This window comes from Azospirillum sp. VT-I1 (assembly GCF_055698305.1).
The window spans coordinates 516758-539771 of the sequence record NZ_CP168802.1; the positions used below are offsets into that span (position 1 = coordinate 516758).

The 23014-nt window shown below is 71.4% G+C and carries 3 protein-coding genes and 3 pseudogenes; 5 read left to right on the forward strand and 1 reads right to left on the reverse strand.

The annotated features are described in order from the left end of the window. Positions 1-86 precede the first annotated feature (86 nt). The 5 genes and pseudogenes from AB8P05_RS16420 (at position 87) to AB8P05_RS16440 (ending at position 21213) form a co-directional block, all read left to right on the forward strand. Positions 87-5690, forward strand: a complete 5604-nt coding sequence (locus tag AB8P05_RS16420; protein WP_472760108.1) for an amino acid adenylation domain-containing protein — start codon at positions 87-89, stop codon at positions 5688-5690. Between the two features lie 623 nt (positions 5691-6313). Further along, complete coding sequence (locus AB8P05_RS16425) at positions 6314-6727, forward strand: phosphopantetheine-binding protein (RefSeq protein ID WP_472760119.1); 414 nt, start codon at positions 6314-6316, stop codon at positions 6725-6727. Continuing rightward, a pseudogene (locus tag AB8P05_RS16430) lies at positions 6724-11294 on the forward strand (amino acid adenylation domain-containing protein); the annotation flags it as partial. The gene AB8P05_RS16425 and the pseudogene AB8P05_RS16430, both read left to right, overlap by 4 nt. A gap of 126 nt (positions 11295-11420) precedes the next feature. Beyond that, a pseudogene (locus AB8P05_RS16435) lies at positions 11421-13261 on the forward strand (amino acid adenylation domain-containing protein); the annotation flags it as partial. Continuing rightward, positions 13258-21213: an amino acid adenylation domain-containing protein gene (locus AB8P05_RS16440; protein WP_472760109.1), complete on the forward strand. Its 7956-nt coding sequence runs from the start codon at positions 13258-13260 to the stop codon at positions 21211-21213. The pseudogene AB8P05_RS16435 and the gene AB8P05_RS16440, both read left to right, overlap by 4 nt. 94 nt (positions 21214-21307) lie before the next feature. On the opposite strand, the pseudogene AB8P05_RS16445 reads toward AB8P05_RS16440, so the two are convergent. Next, positions 21308-22962: pseudogene (locus tag AB8P05_RS16445) on the reverse strand (cyclic peptide export ABC transporter). Positions 22963-23014 lie beyond the last annotated feature (52 nt).

A 23014-nucleotide genomic window follows, 5' to 3' on the forward strand; every position in this document is an offset into this window, starting at 1 on the left:
GCCCTGCCGACCCGTGACCGTTCCGTCCCATGGCCTGCCCCGTGATCCGATGCGGGCGCGCCCTTCTGCCTGCACAGGTGACTTCCATGGACAGCCGTTCAGACATTCCCGCCGAGACGTTCAACAAGACGCTGGTCGGCACGCTGCTCGGACGGGCCGCGGAGACGCCCGACGGCATCGCCCTGCGCTTCATCGCCGAAGGGACGGACGATCCGATCAGCTATGCGGAGCTTGACCGGCGGGCGCGTGCCATCGCCGTGCGCCTGCGCGAACGGGCGGGGCTGGGCGACCGTGCCGTCCTGCTGCTGCCGAGCGGCCCGGACTATGTCGCGGCCTTCTTCGGCTGCCTCTATGCCGGCGTCATCGCCGTGCCGGCCTATCCGCCGGAATCGGTCAGGCCGCAGCATCTGGCCCGCGTCCAGGGCATCCTCGCCGATGCGCAGCCGCACTTCATCCTGACGGACACCACCCTGCTCGACACACTGCGGGAGGCCGGCCGGGCCATGGCCGGCGACCGCATGCCGGAGCTGCTGGCGGTGGACGCGGTGGAGGACGGGCTTGCCGGCGGCTGGTCGATGCCGCCGCTGGCGGAGGGGAACATCGCCTTCCTGCAATACACCTCCGGTTCCACCTCCGCACCCAAGGGCGTGCGGGTCAGCCACGGCAACCTGATCGCCAACGAGCGGCTGATCCGTCACGGCTTCGGTATCGGTCCCGGTGACTGCATCGTCAGCTGGCTGCCGCTGTTCCACGACATGGGCCTGATCGGCGGGCTGCTGCAGCCGATCCACAGCGGCGTTCCCTGCGTGCTGATGTCGCCGCGCTATTTTCTGGAACGGCCGCGGCGCTGGCTGGAGGCGATCGGCCGCTATGGCGGCACCATCAGCGGCGGGCCGGACTTCGCCTTCCGCCTCTGCTGCGAACGCATCGCCGACAGCGCGCTGGAAGGGCTGGACCTGCGGTCCTGGCGGCTCGCCTTCTCCGGGTCCGAGCCGATCCGTCCCGACACGCTGGCCCGCTTCGCCGAGCGCTTCGCCCCGGTGGGGTTCGACCGGCGGTCCTTCTTCGCCTGCTACGGGCTGGCGGAGGCGACGCTGTTCGTCACCGGCGGGCGGCGCGGGCAGGGCATCACACTGGCCCCGTTCGACGGGCCGACGCTGGCCGCCAACCGGGCGCTGCCGCCCGAGGACGACGCGCAGGCGACCGTGCTGGCCGGCTCCGGCCATCCGCAGCCCGATCATCCCCTGCGGCTGGTCGATCCCGCCAGCGGTGCCGAGGTGGGCGAGGGGACGGTCGGCGAGATCTGGGCCGGCGGACCCAGCATCGCCGACGGCTATTGGCGCAACGAGGAGGCGACGGCCCGCAGCTTCGTCGAGCGTGACGGCACCGTCTGGCTGCGCACCGGCGACCTGGGATTCCTGAAGGATGGCGAGCTTTTCGTCACCGGGCGGCTCAAGGACATGCTGATCGTGCGCGGCCAGAACATCTATCCGCAGGATCTGGAGCGCAGTGTCGAGGAGGAGGTCGAGGTCGTCCGCAAGGGTCGGGTCGCCGCCTTCGCCGTCGAGCAGGATGGCCGCGAGGGCATTGGCATCGCGGCCGAGATCGGCCGGACGGTGCTGAAGCTGGTGACGCCGGAGGCGCTGTGCGGCGCCATTGCCGCCGCCGTGGCCGACGCCTGCCAGGAGGCGCCGGTGCTGGTCGCCCTGCTGGAGCCGGGCGCCCTGCCGAAAACCTCCAGCGGCAAGTTGCAGCGCTCCGCCTGCCGCTCCCTGCTGGATGTGGGGGTGCCGGCCTTCCATGTCCAGCGCCGCGGGGCTCTGGTTTCGGCCGCGGACACCGGCTCCCATGCTTTGACGGAGCGGGAAGGCCGGGTCGCCGCGATCTGGGCGGAGGTGCTGGGGACGGACGTCGCCGATGGCGGCGCCCATTTCTTCGCGCTGGGCGGCAATTCGGTGTCGGTGGTGCAGGTGGTCGCCCGGCTGCGCGAGCGCCACGGGCTCGCGGGCGACGTCGCCGACCTGTTCCGCCACCCGACTCTGGCGGAGTTCGCCGGCCGTCTGTCCGAAGCGACCCCTGTTACGATCCGGGCGGCGGCCCTGCACACCCCGACAATGGATCGCATCGCCGAACCCTCGGCGGCGCAGGCCCGCATGTGGTTCAACTGGAAGCTCAACCCTCTGGATTGCGGCTACACCATTTCCGGACGGGTCCGGCTGCGCGGGACCTTGAACCGCGAGGCCGTCCAGGCGGCGGTGGATCTGCTGGTCGGGCGGCACGAGAGCCTGCGCACCGTCTTCCGCGAGGAGGGTGGCCGCCCGGTGCAGGTGATGCGCCCCGCCGGGACGCTGCCGGTCGCCGTCCGTTTCACCGATCTGTCCGGCGACCAGGACCGCGAGGGCACGCTGCGCCGCCTGCTGGAGGAGGAGGTCCGCAGCCCCTTCGATCTCGCGAACGGTCCGCTGATGCGGGTGCAACTGGTCGCCTGTGGCGCCGACGACCATCATCTGCAGGTCAGCCTGCATCATGCCATCGCCGACGGCTGGTCGATGAATGTCCTGCTCGACGAGTTCGGCGAAGCCTATGCCGCCGGCTGCGAGGGCAGGGCGCCCGATCTGCCTGCGCTGGCCGTCCAGTATGCCGATGTCGCCCGCTGGCAGCGCGAGCTGCTGGAGGCGGGGGAGGAGGCCCGCCAACTCGCCCACTGGACCGCCAAGCTGGGCGACCGCCACCCGGTTCTAGACCTGCCCACCGACCGGCCGCGTCCGGCCGGCGGCAGCCAGCGCGGCGCGGCGGTCCATTGCGCCATCGACGATGGGCTTGCCGCCGGACTGCGCGCGCTGGCGCGGCGGATGGGGGTGACGCTGCCGCCCCTGCTGCTCGCCAGCTATATAGCGCTGCTGCACCGCTACTCGGGCCTGGACGACATCCGCATCGGCTGCACGCTGGCGAACCGGCGCAGCACGGACAGCGAAAGGCTGATCGGCTTCTTCGTCAACATGGCGGTGCTGTGCGCCGACCTGTCGGACGATCCCGCTTTCGACGCGCTGCTTCGCCGGGTGGGCGACGCGGCTCTCGACGCCCAGGCCAACCAGGACCTGCCCTTCGACCGGCTGGTGGAGGAACTGCAGCCTCAGCGCGACCTTGCCCATCATCCGCTGTTCCAAGCCGCCTACGACCACCAATGGCAGCGGCTTGACGGCCTCGACCGGCTGCCCGGCCTGCGGGTGGAGGCGGTCGAGCATCTGCAGCTCGCCACCCAGTTCGACCTGATCCTGCACACTACCGAGCGGGCCGGCGCGAGCGGCACCGGCCGTCTCGGCGCCTTCTTCACCTACAGCCTCGACCTGTTCGAGCCGGAGACCGTGGAGCGGATGGCGCGGCACTGGCTGACCCTGCTGCGCGGCGTCGTCGCCGATCCGGCGCAGCCGGTCACCCGCCTGCCGCTGATGGACGCGGCGGAGACGGCGGCGCTGGTCGCCGGCTGGAACGATCCCGCCCGCAACGCCGCCTGTCCGCCGGGGCCGCTGCCCGCGAGCGCTCCCGGTCTCCACGCCCGCATCGCCGAACAGGCGCGCCGGACACCCGAAGCGCCGGCGGTGACCTGCGACGGCGTGACCCTGAGCTATGGCGAACTCGATCGCCGCAGCGACCGGCTGGCGTGGCAGCTGCGCGCGCTCGGCGTCGGGCCGGACCGGCTGGTCGGGCTGGCCGCGGAACGCTCCTTCGACCTGATCGTCGGCATGCTCGGCATCCTCAAGGCGGGCGGCGGCTATCTGCCGCTCGATCCCTCCTATCCCGCCGACCGGCTGCTCTACATGCAGGCCGACAGCGGCATCGAGCTGGTCGTCACCCAGGCGCATCTGCGGGGAAACCTGCCGCTGGCCGACGGCGTGCGGGCGGTCTGCGTCGGCGAGGAGCCCGACGCGCCGGATGGGCCGCCGCCGGACCTCAGCCGGGCGGGGTCGCTCGCCTACTGCATCTACACCTCGGGCTCCACCGGCCAGCCGAAGGGCGTGGCGATCACCCATGCCAACGTGCTGCGGCTGTTCTCGTCCTGCCCGCCGGACCTTCGTTTTGACCGGCGCGACGTCTGGGCGCTGTTCCACTCCTACGCCTTCGACTTCTCGGTCTGGGAGATCTTGGGTGCGCTGCTGCATGGCGGGCGGCTGGTGGTGGTGCCCTATTACACCAGCCGGTCGCCGGCCGACTGCTTCGCCCTGCTTCGGGACGAGGGGGTGACCGTGCTGAACCAGACTCCGTCCGCCTTCCGGCAGCTGGTGCCGGTGGCGCTCGCCGCACCGCGCGACGCGCTGTCTCTGCGTCTGGTGGTGTTCGGCGGCGAGGCGCTGGAGATGGAAAGCCTGCGCGGCTGGTTCGACCATTTCGGCGACAGCCGCCCGCGGCTGGTCAACATGTACGGCATCACCGAGACGACAGTCCATGTCACCCACCGGCTGCTGACCACCGCCGACCTGCCCGAGCGCGGCGAAGCGCCCGACCGGGCGGAGGCCGGCGCCCCGGTCGGCATGCCGCTCGGCGATTTGCGCTGGTACTTCCTCGACCGGCATCTGCAGCCGGTGCCGCCCGGCGTGGCCGGCGAGATCCATGTCGGCGGGGCGGGGCTGGCGCGGGCCTATCTGAACCGTCCCGGCCTGACCGCCGGGCGCTTCGTCGCTGATCCCTTCGGCGCGTCCTTCGGCGAAGCGGGCGGGCGCCTCTACCGCAGCGGCGACCTCGCGCGCTATTGGCCCGACGGCCGGGTCGAATATCTCGGCCGCGCCGACCAGCAGGTCAAGTTGCGCGGCTTCCGCATCGAGCCGGGCGAGATCGAGGCGGCGATCCGCCGCCAGCCCGCCGTCGCCGATGCCGCCGTTCTGCTGCGCGGCGATGGCGCCGACCGCCGGCTCGTCGCCTATGCCGTGGCCGACGAGGCCGCCCTGCGCGACCGGCCGGAGGAGCAGAGCGGCGATCTGGTCGGGCAGTGGAACACGGTGTTCGACGGCACCTATTCCCGTGCCGAGGCGGCGGCGGGGCCGAGCTTCACCGGCTGGAACGACAGCTACGACGACCGACCGATCCCCGAGGCGCAGATGCGGGAATGGCTGGACGCCACCGTCGCGCGCATCCTGGCGCTGAAGCCGGAACGGCTGCTGGAGATCGGCTGCGGCGTCGGCCTGCTGACCCAGGCGCTGGCGCCGCATTGCGCCGTCTATCACGGAAGCGATTTCTCGGCGCAGGCCATCGCCGATCTCGGCGCCTGGGCAGCGGGGTGGCCGGAACTGGCCCACATCCGGCTGATCCGGCGCGAGGCCACCGATTTCGAGGGCGCGGAAGAGGGCGGCTACGACACCGTCGTCATCAATTCCGTGGCACAGTATTTCCCCGACGGCGATTATCTGCTGAGCGTGCTGGAGGGAGCCGCGCGGGTCTTGGGGCCCGGCGGGCGATCTTCCTGGGCGACCTGCGGCCGCTGCATCTCCAGCCGCTGTTCCATGCCTCAGTGGCGCTCTGGCGGGCGGAGGAGCAGGCCAGCCCCGCCCAGCTGCGCGCCCGTGTCGGCCGTGCGATGGCCGAGGACGGGGAGCTTCTGCTTGCCCCCGGCTTCTTCCCTGCGCTTCGCGAACGCATCCCTGGGATCGGCCGCATCGACCTCGATCTGCGCTGCGGCCGCGCCGACAACGAACTGACCCGCTACCGCTTCGACGCCGTGCTGCACATCGGCGTGGACGAGCTGCATCCTGTCGGCGGCTGGCGCGAGGCCGGTGAAGACCTGGCGCGGCTCGACCGCCTGCTGGCGGAGGAGCGGCCTGCCGGACTGCGGATCGCCGGGGTTGCCAATCGCCGGCTTGCCCGCGACCTCGCGGCCTGGACGGCGATGTCCAGGACCGGATCGCCCGCCGCAGCCGCATTGCGGGAGCGGATCGGCCGGCTGGAGCCCGCCGGTGCCGACCCCGACGCCTACCGGGCGCTGGCCGAGGCGCATGGCTACCGCGCACGCATCGGCTGGAGCGTCGCCCCGGACGGTGCGGGCGATGCGGAGGGTCGCTTCGACGTGGAGATCTTCGATCCGGCGCGGATGGAGCATCACCCGGCGGCTGCGGAGGCGATGCCTTCCGGGGCATGGCGCGCCCACTGCAGCGATCCTCTGCTTGCCCGGCAGCGGCGGACCTTCGCGCCGCGCCTGCTGTCCGCCCTGCGCGCCAGCCTGCCGGGGCACATGGTCCCCTCCCAACTGCTGCGCGTCGACCGCCTGCCGCTGACGGTCAACGGCAAGCTCGACCGCGACCGGCTGGCCGACCACGACCAGCCCATGCAGGTGACGGCGTCCGCCCATGTGCCGCCGGAAACGCCGGTGGAAACGGCGCTGGCCGCCATCTGGGCGGAGGTGCTGGGCGTCACCCGCATCGGGCTGGACGACGACTTCTTCGAACTGGGCGGCCATTCGCTGCTGGCGACCCAGGTGGCCTCGCGCATCGCCGCCGATCTGGGGGTGACGCTGGACATCCGCGTCCTGTTCGAGGCGACCGTCCTGCGCAGCCTCGCCCGCCGGGTGGAGGAGCGGCTCGCCGCCGGACCCGCCGCCGCGTCCGCCATCGAAGACGAACTGGCCGCCGCGCTGAAGGCCATCGACGGCCTGTCGGAGGCCGAATTGAACGCGCTCGCGGATGCCGCCCGGACCGGCGGCGCCACACCAGACAGTGCCAATACGGGGACCGCCCGATGACCAGCAGCCCGTCCACCCCCTCCCTGCCGACCAGCCTCGACGGTCTGTCGCGCAGCCAGCGCCGGGCGCTCGCCGCCGTCCTGGCCGCCAAGGGCATCGACATCCACACCCGCTTCCCGATCCCCCGCGCCGACCGGTCGGAGCCGCTGCCGCTCTCCTACGCGCAGCAGCGGCTTTGGTTCCTGTGGCGGATGGATCCGGGCGGGGCAGCCTACAACATTCCGGGCGCGATCCGGGTGACGGGGCCGCTCGACCCCGCCCTGCTGGAGGCGGCCTTCGCCCATCTGACCGACCGGCACGAGGCGCTGCGCACCAGTTTCGCCGAGCGCGACGGCCAGCCGGTCCAGGTCATCCACCCCCGGCAGGCGCCGGTGCCCGCCACCATCGACCTGTCGGCCCTCGCCCCTTCCCAACGCGAAACGCGGGCGCGGGATCTGGCGCGCGACGAGGCTCTGGCACCCTTCGACCTCGGTACCGGCCCGCTCCTGCGGCTGACGCTGATCCGGCTGGCGGCGGAGGATCATCTGCTGCTGGTCACCCTGCACCACATCGTGGCCGACGGCTGGTCGGTGGAGCGCTTCCTGGCCGAATTCGCCCGCTGCTATGACGCCCTCCGGGCCGGACGGCAGCCCGACCTGCCGGCGCTGCCGATCCAGTATGCCGATTACGCCCAGTGGCAGCGCGACTGGCTGGAGGCCGGGGAGCGCGACCGGCAGCTCGCCTACTGGCGCGACCGGCTCGGCACCGACCATCCGGTCCTGTCGTTGCCGCTCGACCGCCCCCGCCCGGCGGTGCTGGGCGCCCATGGCGGCACGGTGGCCTTCCGGCTCGGCGCGCAACGCAGCCGTGAACTGAAGGCGCTGGCCCAGGCCCGCGGCGTCACCCCCTTCGTGCTTCTGCTGGCCGCCTTCAAGCTGCTGCTGATGAAGCACAGCGGTGAGACCGACCTCAGGGTCGGCGTGCCCTTCGCCAACCGCAACCGGGTCGAGACGGAGGGGGTGGTCGGCTTCTTCGTCAACACGCTGGTCCTGCGCAGCCGGCTGGACAGCCGCGAGAGCTTCGGCGCCCTGTTGGCCCGGCTGCGCGACACCGCGCTGGAGGCACAGGCCAACCAGGACCTCCCCTTCGAACAGCTGGTCGAGGCGCTGCAACCGGAACGCAGCCTGAGCCACAACCCGCTGTTCCAGGTGAAGTTCAACTACGGCTTCGACACCTCCACCCTGCCGGCGCCGGAAGGGCTGCGCTTCGCGCCGGAGCCCACCGAGTTCCTGGGCGCCCATTTCGATCTGGCGCTGGACATCGCCGATGCACCGGAGGACTTGCACGGCTCGATGACCTACGCCCGCGACCTGTTCGACGCTACCAGCGTCGAGGGGCTGGCCGCCGACTATTGCGGTCTGCTGGACGCCGTTCTGCGCCAGCCCGACGCCCCACTGTGGCGTCTGCGTCCGTCTGGCGCGACATTGGCCAGCGAGGTCGGCAGCTGGCGCGATCCGGCTCCGGGTGTGCTGGATCTGTGGCAGGCCCGCGTCGCGGCCAATCCGGAGGCGGTGGCGGTGTGCGACGGCGAGCGGACGCTCACCGTCCATGCGCTGGACGGGCTGGCGAACCGGCTGGCGAACGGCCTGCGCGAAGCCGGCGTCCGTCCCGGTGACCGGGTGCTGTTGTGTTTCGAGCGCTCCTGCGGCCTGATCGCAGCACTTCTCGGCGTCATGAAGGCCGGTGCGGCCTATGTGCCGCTCGACCCCTCCCAACCGGCGGAGCGGCTGCGCCGTCTGGCCCTGTCCAGCGGTGCCCGCTGTGCCGTGGCGGCGGGGCCGACCTTGGCCGCCGCCGCGGCGACCGGGCTCACCTGCCTCGCCCTTGACGGTCCGGAGATCGGCGCCCGGCCCGGCCGGTTCGACGGTCCCGTTCCGGCCGGCGCGCTGCCTGCCTACGTCATCTACACCTCCGGCTCCACCGGCGAGCCCAAGGGCGTGGTGGTCAGCCACGGTGCGCTCGGCAGCTATCTGCGCGGCGTGCTGGAGCGGCTGGCCGTGCCGAAGGGCAGCTCGATGGCGATGGTCTCCACCGTCGCCGCCGATCTGGGGCACACGGTGCTGTTCGGCGCGCTCTGCCATGGCGGCACCCTGCATCTGGCCGACGACGCCACCGCGCGCGATCCAGACCGTTTCGCCGGCTGGATGGCCGAAAGCGGCGCAGCGGTCCTGAAGATCGTGCCGAGCCATCTGCGCGGCCTGCTCCATGCCGCCCGCGCCGCCGACGTGCTGCCGCGCGACCTGCTGGTGCTCGGCGGCGAGGCTTGCGACGGCGGGCTGGTGGAACAGGTGCGGCGGCTGCGGCCGGGCCTGCGCGTGCTCAACCATTACGGTCCGACCGAGACGACGGTCGGCGTCCTCACCCACGAGATTCCGGCCGGCATCCCGGCCGTCATTCCGCTCGGCTCGCCACTGGCGAATATCCGCGCCTGCGTGCTCGACGCCGACCTGGAGCCGGTGCCTGCCGGTGCCGTCGGCGAGCTTTATGTCGGTGGCGACAGCCTTGCCGACGGCTATCTCGGCCAGCCGGCGCTGACCGCGGCCCGCTTCGTTCCCGATCCGCAGCCGCGCCGTCCGGGCGACCGGCTTTACCGCACCAGCGACCGCGTGCGCCTGCGCCGCGACGGGCTGCTGGAGTTCGTCGGGCGCCTCGACGATCAGGTGAAGATCCGCGGCCACCGCGTCGAACCGGGGGAGGTCGCCCGCGTCCTGAAGGGCCTGCCCGGGCTGGCCGACGTGCTGGTGATCGCCGGCACCGCTGCCCATGGTCCGGCCGCGGGTCGGCTGATCGCCTATTGCGTGCCGTCCGCCGGGGTGCCGGATACGGCCGCCCTGCGCGAAGCCGCCGCTGCCCGTCTGCCGGACCATATGGTCCCGGCCCATTGGGTGATGCTGGATCGCCTGCCGCTGACCGCCAACGGCAAGCCCGACCGCAAGGCGCTGCCCGCTCCCGCCATCGCCGAGGAAGCCCCCCGAACCGCGATGACGGAGACGGAGCAGCGCCTTGCGGCCATCTGGGCCGAGGTCCTGAAGCGTGAGACTGTGGATGTCGGCGCCAGTTTCTTCGCCATGGGCGGCGATTCGATCCTCAGCCTTCAGCTGATCGCCCGCGCCCGCAAGCAGGGGATCAAATTCACCCCGAAACTGCTGTTCGAGGCGCAGAGCATCCGCGCGCTGGCCGCTCTGCTGGACGCCCGGCCGCAAGCCGCTGCTCCGGCGTCAATTCCAGCCCCGGTGCCGCACTCCGCACCCCAAGAGGCGGCGATTCCCGCCGTGCCCCGTGGCGACAGCCTGCCGCTGTCCTCCACCCAGCGACGCCTGTGGTTCCTGTGGCGGCTCGACCCCTCCGGCACGGCCTATACCATCTCCACCGCGCTCCGTCTGCGCGGCCGGCTCGAGACCGAAAGCCTGCGGCGGGCCTTCGCGCTGGTGTCCGCCCGGCACGAGACCCTGCGCACCCGCTTCGTCGACCGGGGCGGAGAGCCCCGGCAGGTCATCGACGCGGACCCCACCTTCGACTGGACGGTCGAGGCGCTGGAGGATGCCGCCCTGCTGGACGGCCGCCTGCGCGGCGAGGCCGCCCGCCCCTTCGACCTGGAAAGGGGCCGCTGCTGCGGCTACGGCTGTTCCGTCTGCCGGGCGGAGACGAGCATGTGCTCTCCCTGGCGATGCACCACATCATCTCCGACGGCTGGTCGATGAACCTCCTGGTGGATGAGGTCGCCCGCGCCTACGCGCTGCTGTCGGCCGGACTGCCGGCGGCTTTGCCTCCCCTGCCGCTGCACTACGCCGACTATGCGGCGTGGCAGGAACGGTGGATGGAGGGGGCCGAGGCGCGCCGGCAGCTCGACCATTGGCGGCAGCGGCTGGGCGGCGAGCAGCCGGCTCTCGATTTGCCGGCCGACCGGCCGCGCCCGCCGATGCAGAGCCATCGCGGTGCGGCGGTGGAGTTCCGGCTGGACGCCCCCCTGGTCGCCGGACTGTCCGCCATCGGGCGGGAGCAGGGGGCGAGCCTGTTCATGGTTCTGCTCGCCGCCTTCGCCGCCCTGCTGCACCGGCACAGCGGCCAGACCGACCTGCGGATCGGCGTTCCGACCGCCAACCGCGGCCGGGTCGAGCTTGAGGGACTGATCGGCTTCTTCGCCAACACCCAGGTGCTGCGGATCGAACCCGATGGGCGCATCCCCTTCGACCGATTCCTGACCCGTGTGCGCGACGAGGTTCTGGCGGCCCAAGCCAATCAGGAACTGCCCTTCGACGCCCTGGTGGAGGCTCTGCAGCCCGACCGCAGCCTCGACCGCAACCCGCTGTTCCAGGTGATGGCCAGCCACAGCCGCCCCCGGTCCGACGCGTTGCGCCGCCTGCCGGGCCTGGACATCGCCGAGCTTCCGCGCCTGCGCCACGCCGCCCAGTTCGACCTGTCGTTGCACAGCGAGGAGCAGGCCGACGGATCGCTCCGCGCGACGCTGATCTACGCCACCGACCTGTTCGACGAGGCGACCGTCCAGCGCTTCCGCAGCCATCTGGAACGTATCCTCAAGGGCGTGGCGGAGGCGCCCACGGTCACGCTGGGCTATCTGCCGATCCTCGACGCCGGCGACTGGCCGGAGGTGCAACCCACTCCCCAAGCGCCTGCCGGCCCGCTCGTGCCGGATCTGATCTCCGAACAGGCGCGCCTGCATGCAGGACTTCCGGCGCTGACCTTCGGCGGGCGGACGCTGAGCTATGCCGAGCTGGAGGCACAGGCGAACCGTCTGGCCCACCGGCTGCAGGCGCTCGGCGTCGGCCCGGAGGTGACGGTCGGCGTCGCCGCCGAACGCTCGGCGGAGTTGGTCGTCGGCCTGTTGGCGGTCATGAAGGCCGGCGGCGCCTATCTGCCGCTCGACCCGGAACTGCCGCCCGCCCGCCTTGCCGCCATGGCCGCGGACGGCGGCATCGCCCTGCTGCTCACCCAAAGCCACCTCGCCGGCAGGCTGGGCGGGGACGTGCTGCCGGATACCGTCCGCCAGCTGCTGCTCGACGCCGAGGACAGCGCCGGGCTGCCGGACACGCCGCCCGTGACCGGCCTGCGGCCGGAAAACCTCGCCTACCTGATCTACACCTCCGGCTCCACCGGCATGCCCAAGGGGGCCGGCAACAGCCATGGCGCCCTGCTGAACCGGCTGGCCTGGATGCAGAAGGCCTACCGGCTGGCGCCGGGCGAACGGGTTCTGCAGAAGACCCCCTTCGGCTTCGACGTCTCGGTCTGGGAGTTCTTCTGGCCGCTGATGGTGGGCGCGCATCTGGTGGTGGCCGCCCCCGGCGAGCACCGCGATGCGGCCCGGCTGGTGGCGCTGATCCGCGAACAGGCGATCGACACGCTGCATTTCGTGCCCTCCATGCTGCAGGCCTTCCTGGAGGAGCCGGGGGTGGAGGACTGCACCAGCCTGCGCCGGGTGGTGTGCAGCGGCGAGGCGCTGCCGGCGGCGCTGCAGGACCGGCTGTTCGCCCGTCTGCCCGGGGTGGGGCTGTACAACCTGTATGGTCCGACCGAGGCGGCGATCGACGTCAGCCACTGGACCTGCCGGGCGGGGAAAGCGGTGCGGGTGGCGGCGTTCCGATCGGTGTGGCGATCGACAATCTGCGGCTCTACGTGCTGGACGAGTGCCTGAACCCGCTTCCGGCAGGGGCTGTGGGCGAGCTTTACATCGCCGGCGTTGGTCTGGCGCGCGGCTATCACCGGCGGGCCGGGCTGACGGCGGAGCGCTTCGTCGCCGACCCGTTCTCGACCGACGGCGGGCGGATGTACCGGACGGGCGATCTGGCGCGGCGTCGCAGTGACGGTGTGATCGAGTATGTCGGTCGCATCGACCATCAGGTGAAGATCCGCGGGTTGCGGATCGAGCTTGGCGAGATCGAGGCGGTCTTGCGCGGTCATCCTGCGGTGCGGGACACGGTGGTGGTGGCGCGCGACGGCGCGGGCGGCAAGCGTCTGGTCGGCTATGTGGCGGCCGATGCGGATGCGGAGCTGCCGCGGCGGTTGAGGGAGCATCTCGGCCGCGACCTGCCGGACTACATGGTGCCGGCGCATATCCTGGTGCTGGATCGCCTGCCGCTGACCCCCAACGGCAAGCTCGACCGCAAGGCCCTGCCCGAGCCGGCACCGGATGCCGGTGGTCAACATGTGCCGCCATCGACGGCGACCGAACTTGCGCTGGCGGAGATCTGGCGCGGGGTTCTGGAGGCTGAGCGCGTCGGTGCCGCCGACAACTTCTTCGCGCTCGGCGGCCATTCGCTGCTGGCGACGCGGGTGGCGGCGCGGATTCGCGACAGTTTCGCCGTGGAGCTTCCCCTCCGCGCCCTGTTCGAGGCGCCGACCCTGGCGGAGCTTGCCGCAAGGATCGACCGCGAACAGGCGCACGGCAGCGACGACGAGGAGATCGGGCGGATGGATGCCCTGCTGGCCGACCTCGAGGCCGATCTTGACATAGTTGTGCCGTCGGAGGCCGCGCAATGACCATGACCTCCAAGCGGGAGCCGGTTGGACGGCCGGCCGATGCACTGAAGCAGATCGCCCAACGCCTCGATGCCCTGCCTGCCGACCGGCAGGAGGAGTTCCTCCGCCGCCTTGCCGAGAGCGGAATTTCCTTCTTCCGGCTGCCGATCCTGCCCGGCCGCCGGCCGGAGCGGCTGCCGCTGTCCCATGCCCAGCGGCGGCTGTGGGTGCTCTGGCAACTCGACCGCGCCAGCCGGGCCTACCACATTCCGATCGGCTTGCGCCTGTCCGGTCGTCTCGACCGGCAGGCGCTTGCCGGCGCATTCGCCGATATCGTCGCCCGGCATGAGGTGCTGCGCACCAGCTATCCGGCCCGCGACGGCGAGGCGGAGCAGCGCATCCATCCCGCTGCTCCGCCCGACATGCGCTGGACCGACCTGTCGGAGCTGGCGCCGGCGGAGCGGGACAACCGGCTGGAGGCAGTGGCCGAAGAGGAAGTCGGAACCCCCTTCGATCTGGAGGCGGCTCCGCCGGTCCGACTGCGGGTGGTGCGCATGGAGGAAGAGGAGCATGCGCTTTTCCTGACGCTCCACCACATCGCTGCCGATGGCTGGTCGGTGAACCGGCTGGTGGAGGAGTTCACCGCCCTCTATGCCGCCCGGCGGGAGGGGCGGGAGGGGCGGGAGGGGCGGGAGGGGCGGGAGGGGCGGGACGCCGGGCTGCCCCCGCTGCCCATTCAGTATGCCGACCATGCGCTGTGGCAGGACAGGCTTCTGCGCAGTGGCGAAGGTGCCCGGCAGCTCGAGCACTGGCGCGCCCTGATTGGCGATGAGCATCCGGATCTGATGCTGCCACGGGACGGCGGCGATGCCGAGGAAGGCGGGCAGGGGCGCGACCGGCGCGAGGCCGGCGTCCCGATCCTTCTCGACGATGCCCTGGCCGCCCGGCTGCGCGCCGTGGCCGGCAAGGAGGGGGCGACCGTCGCCAATCTGCTGCTGGCGGCCTTTCTGCTTCTGCTCCACCGCCACACCGGGCAGGGCGACCTGCGGGTGGGCGTGCCGGTGGCCGGGCGTCACCGCGCCGAGACCGAGCGCCTGATCGGCCTGTTCGTGAACAGCCAGGTCATCCGCGCCGATCTGCATGGCGGGCTCGGACTGCGTGAGGTTCTGGCTCAGGTCCGCGGCCGTTCGGTCGACGCCCAGGCCAACCAGGATCTGCCCTTCGAGCATCTGGTGGACGCGCTCAAGCCGGAGCGACGGCTCGACCGCAATCCGCTGTTCCAGGTGATGTTCAACCACCAGCATCGCCGGCTGTCGGCGCTGGATCGTGTTGCTGGGCTGTCGATCAGGCCGCTGTCCGGCGGTCGCCGCGTCGCCCTGTTCGACCTGTCGCTTGAGGTCGAGGAGGATGACGGCGGGAGCATCCGTTGCGACTTGCGCTACGCTGCCGATTGCTTCGCGACGGAGCGGATCGCCGCCATGGCGGAGGATTACCGGCGCATCCTCGCCGCCTTTGCCGCGGAGGTGAGCGGTCCGGTTGCGGCCATCCGACTGACGGCCGATGACCGCGTGGACACCTCGCCGGCTGGACCAACCTCAGGAGCCGGTCTGTCACCCGCGACCCTGTTCGATGCCCGCGTGGTGGAGACACCCGAAGCCGTCGCCCTCATCGCCGATGGTCGGCCGGTGAGCTTCGGCGTTCTGAAGGAGCGGTCGGACCGGCTGGCCCGGCGGCTCCGCGCGCTGGGTGTCGGGCCGGATGTGCGGGTCGGGCTGGCGGTGGAGCCGTCGCCCGCGATGATGGTCGGGTTGCTGGCGGTCCTGAAGGCGGGCGGCGGCTATGTGCCGCTCGATCCCCGGCTTCCCCGCGACCGCTTGGCCGGAATGATCGCCGACAGCGGCATGGCCTTGATGCTGGTGCAGGACGGCTTGGATGGGGCGATGCCCGCGGGTGTCGCCCGGTTGACGCTGGACGCCGACGGGCTTTGTACGGACGGACCGGATGGCGATGGTGTTCTTCCGGCGCCGCAGGACGAGGCCTTGGCCTATCTGATCTACACCTCCGGTTCCACCGGGACGCCGAAGGGCGTGATGGTCTCCCACGGGGCGCTTGCCCGCCACTGTCTGGCCGCGGCCGAGGCTTACGGGATGACGGCCGGGGACCGGCTGCTGCATTTCGCCTCCTTCGGCTTCGATGCGGCGAGCGAACAGATCCTGATGCCCCTGTTGGCGGGGGCCGGCGTCGTCCTGGGCGCCATGGCCGATACCACGCCGGAGCGGCTGGCGGCGCTGATCCTGCGCGCGAGAGTCACCATCGCCGACCTGCCGCCGGCCTATCTCGCCCACCATGCCGAGGCTCTGGCCGCGGCCATGCCTTGGCACTGCCTTCGCGCCTGCATCCTGGGCGGCGAGGCCTGGGACCTGTCTCTCGCCGGCCGGATCGCCGGCTGGACGGACCGGATCTTCAACGCCTATGGGCCGACCGAGGCGGTGATCACCCCGCTCGTCTGGCAAGCCGGCGGGGAACGCCAAGCCGGAACCGCCCCCATCGGCCGGCCGATCGGCGAGCGCCGGGCGCTGGTGCTCGACGCTTCGCTGAACCCGCTTCCGGCCGGCGCGGTGGGGGAACTGTATCTGGGCGGGTCCGGTCTGGCGCGCGGCTACCTGAACCGCCCCGGCCTGACGGCGGAGCGCTTCATCGCCGATCCCTTCTCCACCGACGGCGGGCGGCTCTACCGCACCGGCGACCTCGTGCGCCAGCGGGCGGACGGTGTGATCGAGTATGTCGGGCGCATCGACCATCAGGTGAAGATCCGCGGCTTCCGCATCGAGCTTGGCGAGGTGGAGGCGGTCTTGCGCGGCCATCCGGCGGTGCGGGACGCGGTGGTGGTGGCCAAGGAAGGGGCGGGCGGCAAGCGTCTGATCGGCTATGTCGTTCCCGCTGGTGAGGCAGACGGCGGCCTAGTCGAGCGGCTGCGCGCCGGACTGAAGGCGGCCCTGCCGGACTACATGGTTCCTGCCCACATCGTGGTGCTGGATCGCCTGCCGCTGACCCCCAACGGCAAGCTCGACCGCAAGGCCCTGCCGGAGCCCGAGGTAGCCGCGTCCACCGCGCAGGTTCTGCCGCGCAGTGAGGCCGAACGCGCCCTGGCTGTGCTGTGGTGCGAGCTGCTGCGGCTGGAGAGCGTCGGCGTCACCGACAACTTCTTCGAGCTGGGCGGCGATTCCATCCTCTCCATCCAGCTGGTCAGCCGTGCCCGCCGCCATGGCCTGACCTTCACCCCGCGCGACGTCTTCGAGCACCAGACCCTGGAAGCGCTCGCCCGCGCCGCCCGCAGCGACGGCGCCGCCGCTCCGGCCGCCGAGCAGGGCCCCGTCACCGGCGCCCTGCCGCTGACGCCGATCCAGCGCTGGTTCTTCGAGGAGCCCATCCCCAACCGCAGCCACTGGAACCAGTCCGTCCTGCTGCGCCTGCGCTGGCCGGTCGATCCGGCTCTGCTGGAGCGGGCGCTGACTGCCCTTGTCGCGCATCACGATGCTCTGCGGCTGGTCTTCGCCTCTGATGGAACGGCGCGGCATCTGGCGCCCGATGCGGTGCCGCCGCTGCTGTGGCACCGTGTCGCCGCCGATGCGGGAGCGCAGGAGCCACTGTGCGAGGAGGCGCAGCGCAGCCTGGACCTGGAGCACGACCCGCTGCTACGCGCCCTGCTGGTCGATCGTGGCGACGATGGCAGTCAGCGCCTGCTGCTGGCGATCCACCATCTGGTGGTGGACGGGGTGTCCTGGCGCGTTCTGCTGGAGGACCTGCAACTGGCCTGCAGCCAGTTGGAGCGGGGCGAGCCGGTGGCGCTGCCGCCCAAGACCGCCTCCTTCCAGTCCTGGGGCGAGGCCCTGCACCGCCATGCCGCCAGCGAGGCGTTGCGGGCGGAGCTGTCCTGGTGGCGCGACAGCCTGAGGGAGGCGCCGACCGGGCTGCCTGGTGTCAGTGAACCTGTACCGGTCGAGGCGCTGACGGTGGCAACGTCTGCGGTTGCACGGACCCGGCTGGATGCGGGCTGGACGAAGCGCCTGCTGTCGTCGGCACCTGCGGCCTACCGGACGCGGGTGAACGATCTGCTGCTGACGGCGCTGGCGCGGGTGCTGTGCCGCTGGAGCGGTGCGGCGTCGGCGCTGGTGCAGCTGGAAGGCCATGGCCGCGAGGAGTTGGTGCAGGGGATGGACCTCAGCCGCAGCGTCGGCTGGTTCACAACCGCCTATCCGGTGCATCTGCACCCCGGCGGGGAACCCGGTGCGGCGATCCGGGCGGTGAAGGAGCAGCTTCGGGCGGTGCCGGGCAACGGGCTCGGCTATGGCGTGTTGCGCCACCTCGGCGACGGGGAGGCGCAGGCAATGCTGCGCGCCCTGCCCGAGGCGCGGGTGACCTTCAACTATCTGGGCCAGTTCGACGGCAGTTTCGACGAGACTGCCCGCTTCGTGCCGGCCGACGAGCCGGCGGGCGCCCGCCTCGCTCCCGATGCCCCGCTCGGCAACTGGCTGAGCATCGACGGCCGGGTCTATGACGGCGAACTGGTGTTCGACTGGAGCTACAGCCGTGCGCTGCTGGCGCCGTCCGTGGTGGAGGGACTGGCGTCGGCCTATGCGGAGGAGCTGCGGGCGCTGGTGGCGCATTGCGAAGCATCGGCCGGCGGTCTGACGCCGTCGGACGTTCCGCTGGCCGGCCTGACGCAGGCGCAGCTGGATGCGCTCGCCCTGCCGGCGCGGGAGCTGGAGGACCTCTACCCGCTGAGCCCGATGCAGCAGGGCATGCTGTTCCATGCCCTGGAAGGTGCCGCGGAGGGGGAGAGCCCCTATGTGACGCAGCTTGCCGTCGATGTGGAGGGTCTGGACGAGACCCGCTTCGCCGCCGCCTGGGCCTGGGTGACGGCGCGGCATGCCGTGCTGCGCACCGGCTTCCTGTGGGGCGGCGAACTGACCGTTCCGCTTCAGGCGGTGTGGGAGCGGGTGGCCGACGCGGTGTCGGTGCTGGACTGGCGGGAGCGCGGGCTTGCCGGCGACGCGCTGGAGGAGGCCTTGCGGCTGCTGGCGCGGGAGGAGCGTGCCCGCGGCTTCGACCTTGCCCGTCCGCCCTTGCAACGTGTGGTTCTGGTGCGGCTTGGGCCGGGCCGGCACCGTCTGGTCTGGACCAGCCATCACCTGCTGCTGGATGGCTGGAGCAGCGCGCGTCTGGTGGCGGAGGCGCTTGGCCGCTATCGCGGGGCGACCGTCGCCGACGCACCCGGGCGTTACCGCGACTACATCGCGTGGCTGGGCCGGCAGGACGGGGCGGCGTCGGAGCGGTTCTGGCGCGAGCGCCTGTCGGGTCTGGAGGCGCCGACGCTTCTGGCGTCCTGCCTGCCCTGCCGGGCACCGCAGGCGGGGCATGGCGTGGTGCGGACGCAACTGGATGCTGCCGCGACGCAGCGGCTTCAGGCCTTTGCGCAGGCTCAGCGGGTGACGCTGAACACGCTGGTGCAGGGGGCGTGGGCGCTTCTTCTGCACCGCTACAGCGGGCAGGAGACGGTGGTGTTCGGGGCGACGGTGTCCGGCCGCCCGGCGGAGTTGGCAGGGGTCGAGGAGACGCTGGGCCTGTTCATCAACACGCTGCCCGTGGTGGAGCATCCGCCGTCTGGCGAGCCTGTGGGGGAGTGGCTTCGCGGGCTGCAGCGGCGGAACCTGGAGCTGCGCGAGCACGAGCACACGCCGCTGCACGAGGTGCAGCGCTGGGCCGGATCCCACCTCGGCACCGGCGGCGGCGCGCGGGCGCTGTTCGACAGCATCGTGGTGTTCGAGAACTATCCGGTCGACGAGGCGCTGAGGGACCAGACCGACGACAGCCTGAGGTTCGGCTCCGCCGAAACCGTCGACGACACCCACTATGCGATGACGCTGACGGTCCGGTCCGGCGGATCGCTTGATCTGGCTTTCGGCTACCGGCGCGACCTCTTCGACCCCGGCCCTGTGGAGGAACTGTCACAGCTGCTCGGCGGGCTGCTGGAGCGCATGGCCTCGCATGCCGAAACCCCCGTTGGGGCGCTGGAACTGCTTGAAGGCGTCCGCCGCCGCCGGATTCTGGAGGAGTGGAGCGGAAAGGAGGGACAGGACATGCCGCCGCCTTCCCCGCGCCTGCATCAGCTGATCGAAGCCCAGGTCCGCCGCAAGCCGGAGGCGACGGCTCTGGTCCATCCCGGCGGCACCCTGAGCTATGGAGACCTGAACGCCCGCGCCAACCGATTGGCCCGCCTGCTGCGCGCCGAGGGGATCGGGCCGGACGACCGGGTCGCCATCGCGCTCGATCGCTCGCCCGAGTTGGTGGTCGCCATCCTCGCGGTTCTGAAGGCGGGCGCGGCCTATCTGCCGCTCGATCCCGGTTATCCGGCCCAGCGCCTGGCCTACATGCTGGAGGATGGCGGAGCGGCGCTGCTGCTGACCTCCGAGGCTCTGCAGGACGGCATGCCCTGGCCCGCCGGTTTGCCGGCGGTCCGGCTCGACGCCGACCGGGACCGGCTGGCGGCGTTCGCCGACGACGACCTTCCGCCCATCGGCGCGTCCGACAATCTGATCTATCTGATCTACACCTCCGGCTCCACCGGCCGGCCGAAGGGGGCCGGAGTGACGCAGGCCGGATTCATGAACCTGATGCGCTGGTACTGCGACCATGTCGGCTTCGACGCCGACAGCCGTCTGCTGCTGATGAGTTCGCACGCCTTCGACCTGACTCAGAAGAACCTGTTCGCGCCGCTCCTGACCGGCGGTCAGCTGCACATGGCGGGCGACGGCTACGACCCGCAACAGCTTCTGGACTGGATCGCCCGGCACCGCATCACCGCGCTGAATGCCACCCCCAGCACTTTCCAGCCGCTGTTGGCGCTGGAACGGGACGGGGAACTGGAGTCCCTGCGCGATGTGGTCCTGGGCGGCGAACCGATCCGCACCGACGCGCTGCGCCCCTGGCTCGACCGGCGGCGTGGACCCAAGCCGCGCATCCACAACAGCTACGGTCCGACCGAATGCGCGGACGTGGTCGCCTTCCACCGTTGGGACGGCATCGCGGACGAGATCCCGACCGGCCGGCCGGTGCCCGGCCTTCGCCTCTACATCCTGGACGGCTACGGCAATCCGGTGCCGCCGGGGGTGGCCGGCGAACTGCACATCGGCGGCATCGGGGTCGGCCGCGGCTATCACCGCCAGCCGGGCCTGACCGCCGACCGCTTCGTCCCGGATCCCTTCGGCGCGCCGGGCGGGCGCCTCTACCGCAGCGGCGACCTAGCCCGCCATCGCGAGGATGGCGTGATCGAGTATCTCGGCCGCCTCGACCAGCAGGTGAAGATCCGCGGCCTGCGCATCGAGTTGGACGAGATCGAGGAGGCGCTGCGGGCGGAGTCGACGGTCCGGGAGGCGGCGGTCGCCGCGGTTGCCGGGCCGGGTGGCGGGCAGCTCTGCGCCTACATCGTCCCCGCTGCGGGGGACGACCGGCATGGCGACGCACTCTGGCCGCTGTTGCGCCGGCGGCTGGGGGAGCGGCTGCCCGACCATATGGTTCCCACCCTCTGGGTCCGGTTGGACCGGCTGCCTCTGACGCCCAGCGGCAAGCTCGACCGCCGGGCGCTGCCGCAACCCGAACTGCGGCAGCGGACCCATGCCCCGCCCTCCACCGATCTGGAGCGCCGACTGGCCGCGCTGTGGGAGGAACTGCTGCGGGTGGAGCGGGTCGGCCTCGACGACGACTTCTTCGAGCTGGGCGGCCATTCACTGCTGGCGGTCCAGCTAATCGCCCGTCTGCGCCGCGACTTCGGGGTCGCGCTGTCGCCCGGTCAGGTCTTCGGCAACGCCAGCCTGCGGGCTTTGGCGGCTTATGTCGCCGAGCGTCCGGCCGCGCCCGATCCCGGCAAGCTGTCGCGGATGAGCGCGCTGATGGACATGCTGGAATCCGGCTGACCGGCCGGACGCTGACCGGCCGGATCATGCAATGGAAAGGGGCGCATTCCGCCGGATGCGCCCCTCTCCCTTTCTGCGTCCCGTGCCGGGGGCATTACAGCGCCGGCTGCCGGTCCTCCACCACCTTGCCGGCGGTCAGCCGGAGCAGATGGTCGGCGACGTCGAAATAGCGGTCGTCGTGGGAGATCACGATGATGGTCTTGCCCAGCGCCTTCAGGCTCGGCAGCAGCTCGGTGTAGAAGATCCGCCGGAAGGTCGGGTCCTGATCGGCCGCCCATTCGTCGAACACCAGCACCGGCCGCTTTTCCGTCCAGGCCTGGAGAAGGGCCAGCCGCTTGCGCTGGCCGGTGGACAGGTCGGTTGTGCTGAACACCCCGTCGACCACGCTGACCTTGTGGGCGATCTCCAGCCGCTCCAGATAGGCCTGGGCGTCCTCCGGCACGCTGTCGCTCTTCTGGATCAGGTCGTCGAACAGGAAATAGTCGGAGAAGATGGTGGTGAAGAGCTGCCGGTAATCGTCGCGCGTCTCCGGCGTCACCGGCCGGCCGTCCAGCAGGATCTGCCCGTCGTGAGGGGGTAGAGGCCGAGCAGCATCTTGATCAGCGTGGTCTTGCCGCAGCCGTTCTCGCCGACGATGAACAGGATTTCGCCGCGGCCGACCCGCAGCGAGACGGGGCCGAGCACGAAGGGCTCCACGTCCGGGCCGGCCGGCGGGTAGACGTAGCGGGCATTGCGCAGCTCCAGCGTATCGATGGTCGCAGGCGGGCGGGCATCGTCCTTCATCAGCAGATGCGGCTCCGGCGAGGCGAACTCCGCCGACAGTTCCGCGATGCGGCGGAAGGCGATCTGGGCGCGGCTGACGATGGGCAGGGTGCCGATCAGATGCTCCAGCGGCCCCTTCATGTAGAGCAGGACCAGGACGAAGCCGCTCAGCGTTCCGCGGTCGGTGCTGGGCCACAGCACTTCGACGCCGAGCGCCACCCCGATGACGATAAAGAACAGCGTCGATCCGAACCCCTTGGCGATGACGAAAAGGTTGATCGACCGGATCTGGATGTCGCAGATGCGGTCGATGGTCCCGCGCAGAGCCTCGCTTTGCAACCGCAGCCGCCGCGGCCGGTTGATGCGCAGCTCCTTCGCCCCTTCCGCCAGCGACCGGTAGTGCTTCTGCAACTCGTCCTCGTGGGTGCGCGCCTCGTTGAAGCCTTCGAGGCCGCGGACGCGCGCCATGTACTGCACGGCGCTGCCGATCAGGATGGCAGCGGCCGTCGCCAGGAACATCGGCCATGACAGCAGGGCCAGATAGCAAAGGCTGCCCAGTGTGACGCTGAGCGAGACCGCCAGCGGCGCGAAGGCGAAGGCGAAATCGCTGATGGTGTCGACGTCGTGGGTCAGCACCGGGATCAGGCGGTGGCTGCGGTAGCGCTCCAGCTGGTCGATGGGGGCCGTCAGGATGCGGTCGCCCAGATCCCTGCGCAGCCGCGCGATGACCTTCTGCCCGATCCGGTTGGTGCCGATGTCGGACAGGACCGAACCGGCGAGCGCCAGGGCGCACAGCCCTGCGAAGGCGAGCAGGATTCCGACGCCCGGGCTTTCGCCGGCATGCAGGATACGGTTGATGGTGGCCAGCAGGCCGGTCACGCTGAGGCCGCCCAGCACCCCCAGCAGGGTGGCGGCGGTCAGCAGCGGCCAGAAGGGGCGGAGGAGCTGGAGCAGAGCGGCGAAGCTGGTGCGGGGTGGCGTCGGCATCGGGATTCCTGCGGGACGGGATCGAGGGCGGCCGGCACGAGTTCCCCGCCTT

What these genes read in the sequence shown, in the direction of transcription:
- AB8P05_RS16420 (WP_472760108.1), top strand. Translation starts at nt 87, where the DNA reads ATGGACAGCCGTTCAGACATTCCCGCCGAGACGTTCAACAAGACGCTG.
- AB8P05_RS16425 (WP_472760119.1), top strand. Translation starts at nt 6,314, where the DNA reads ATGCAGGTGACGGCGTCCGCCCATGTGCCGCCGGAAACGCCGGTGGAA.
- AB8P05_RS16440 (WP_472760109.1), top strand. Translation starts at nt 13,258, where the DNA reads ATGACCATGACCTCCAAGCGGGAGCCGGTTGGACGGCCGGCCGATGCA.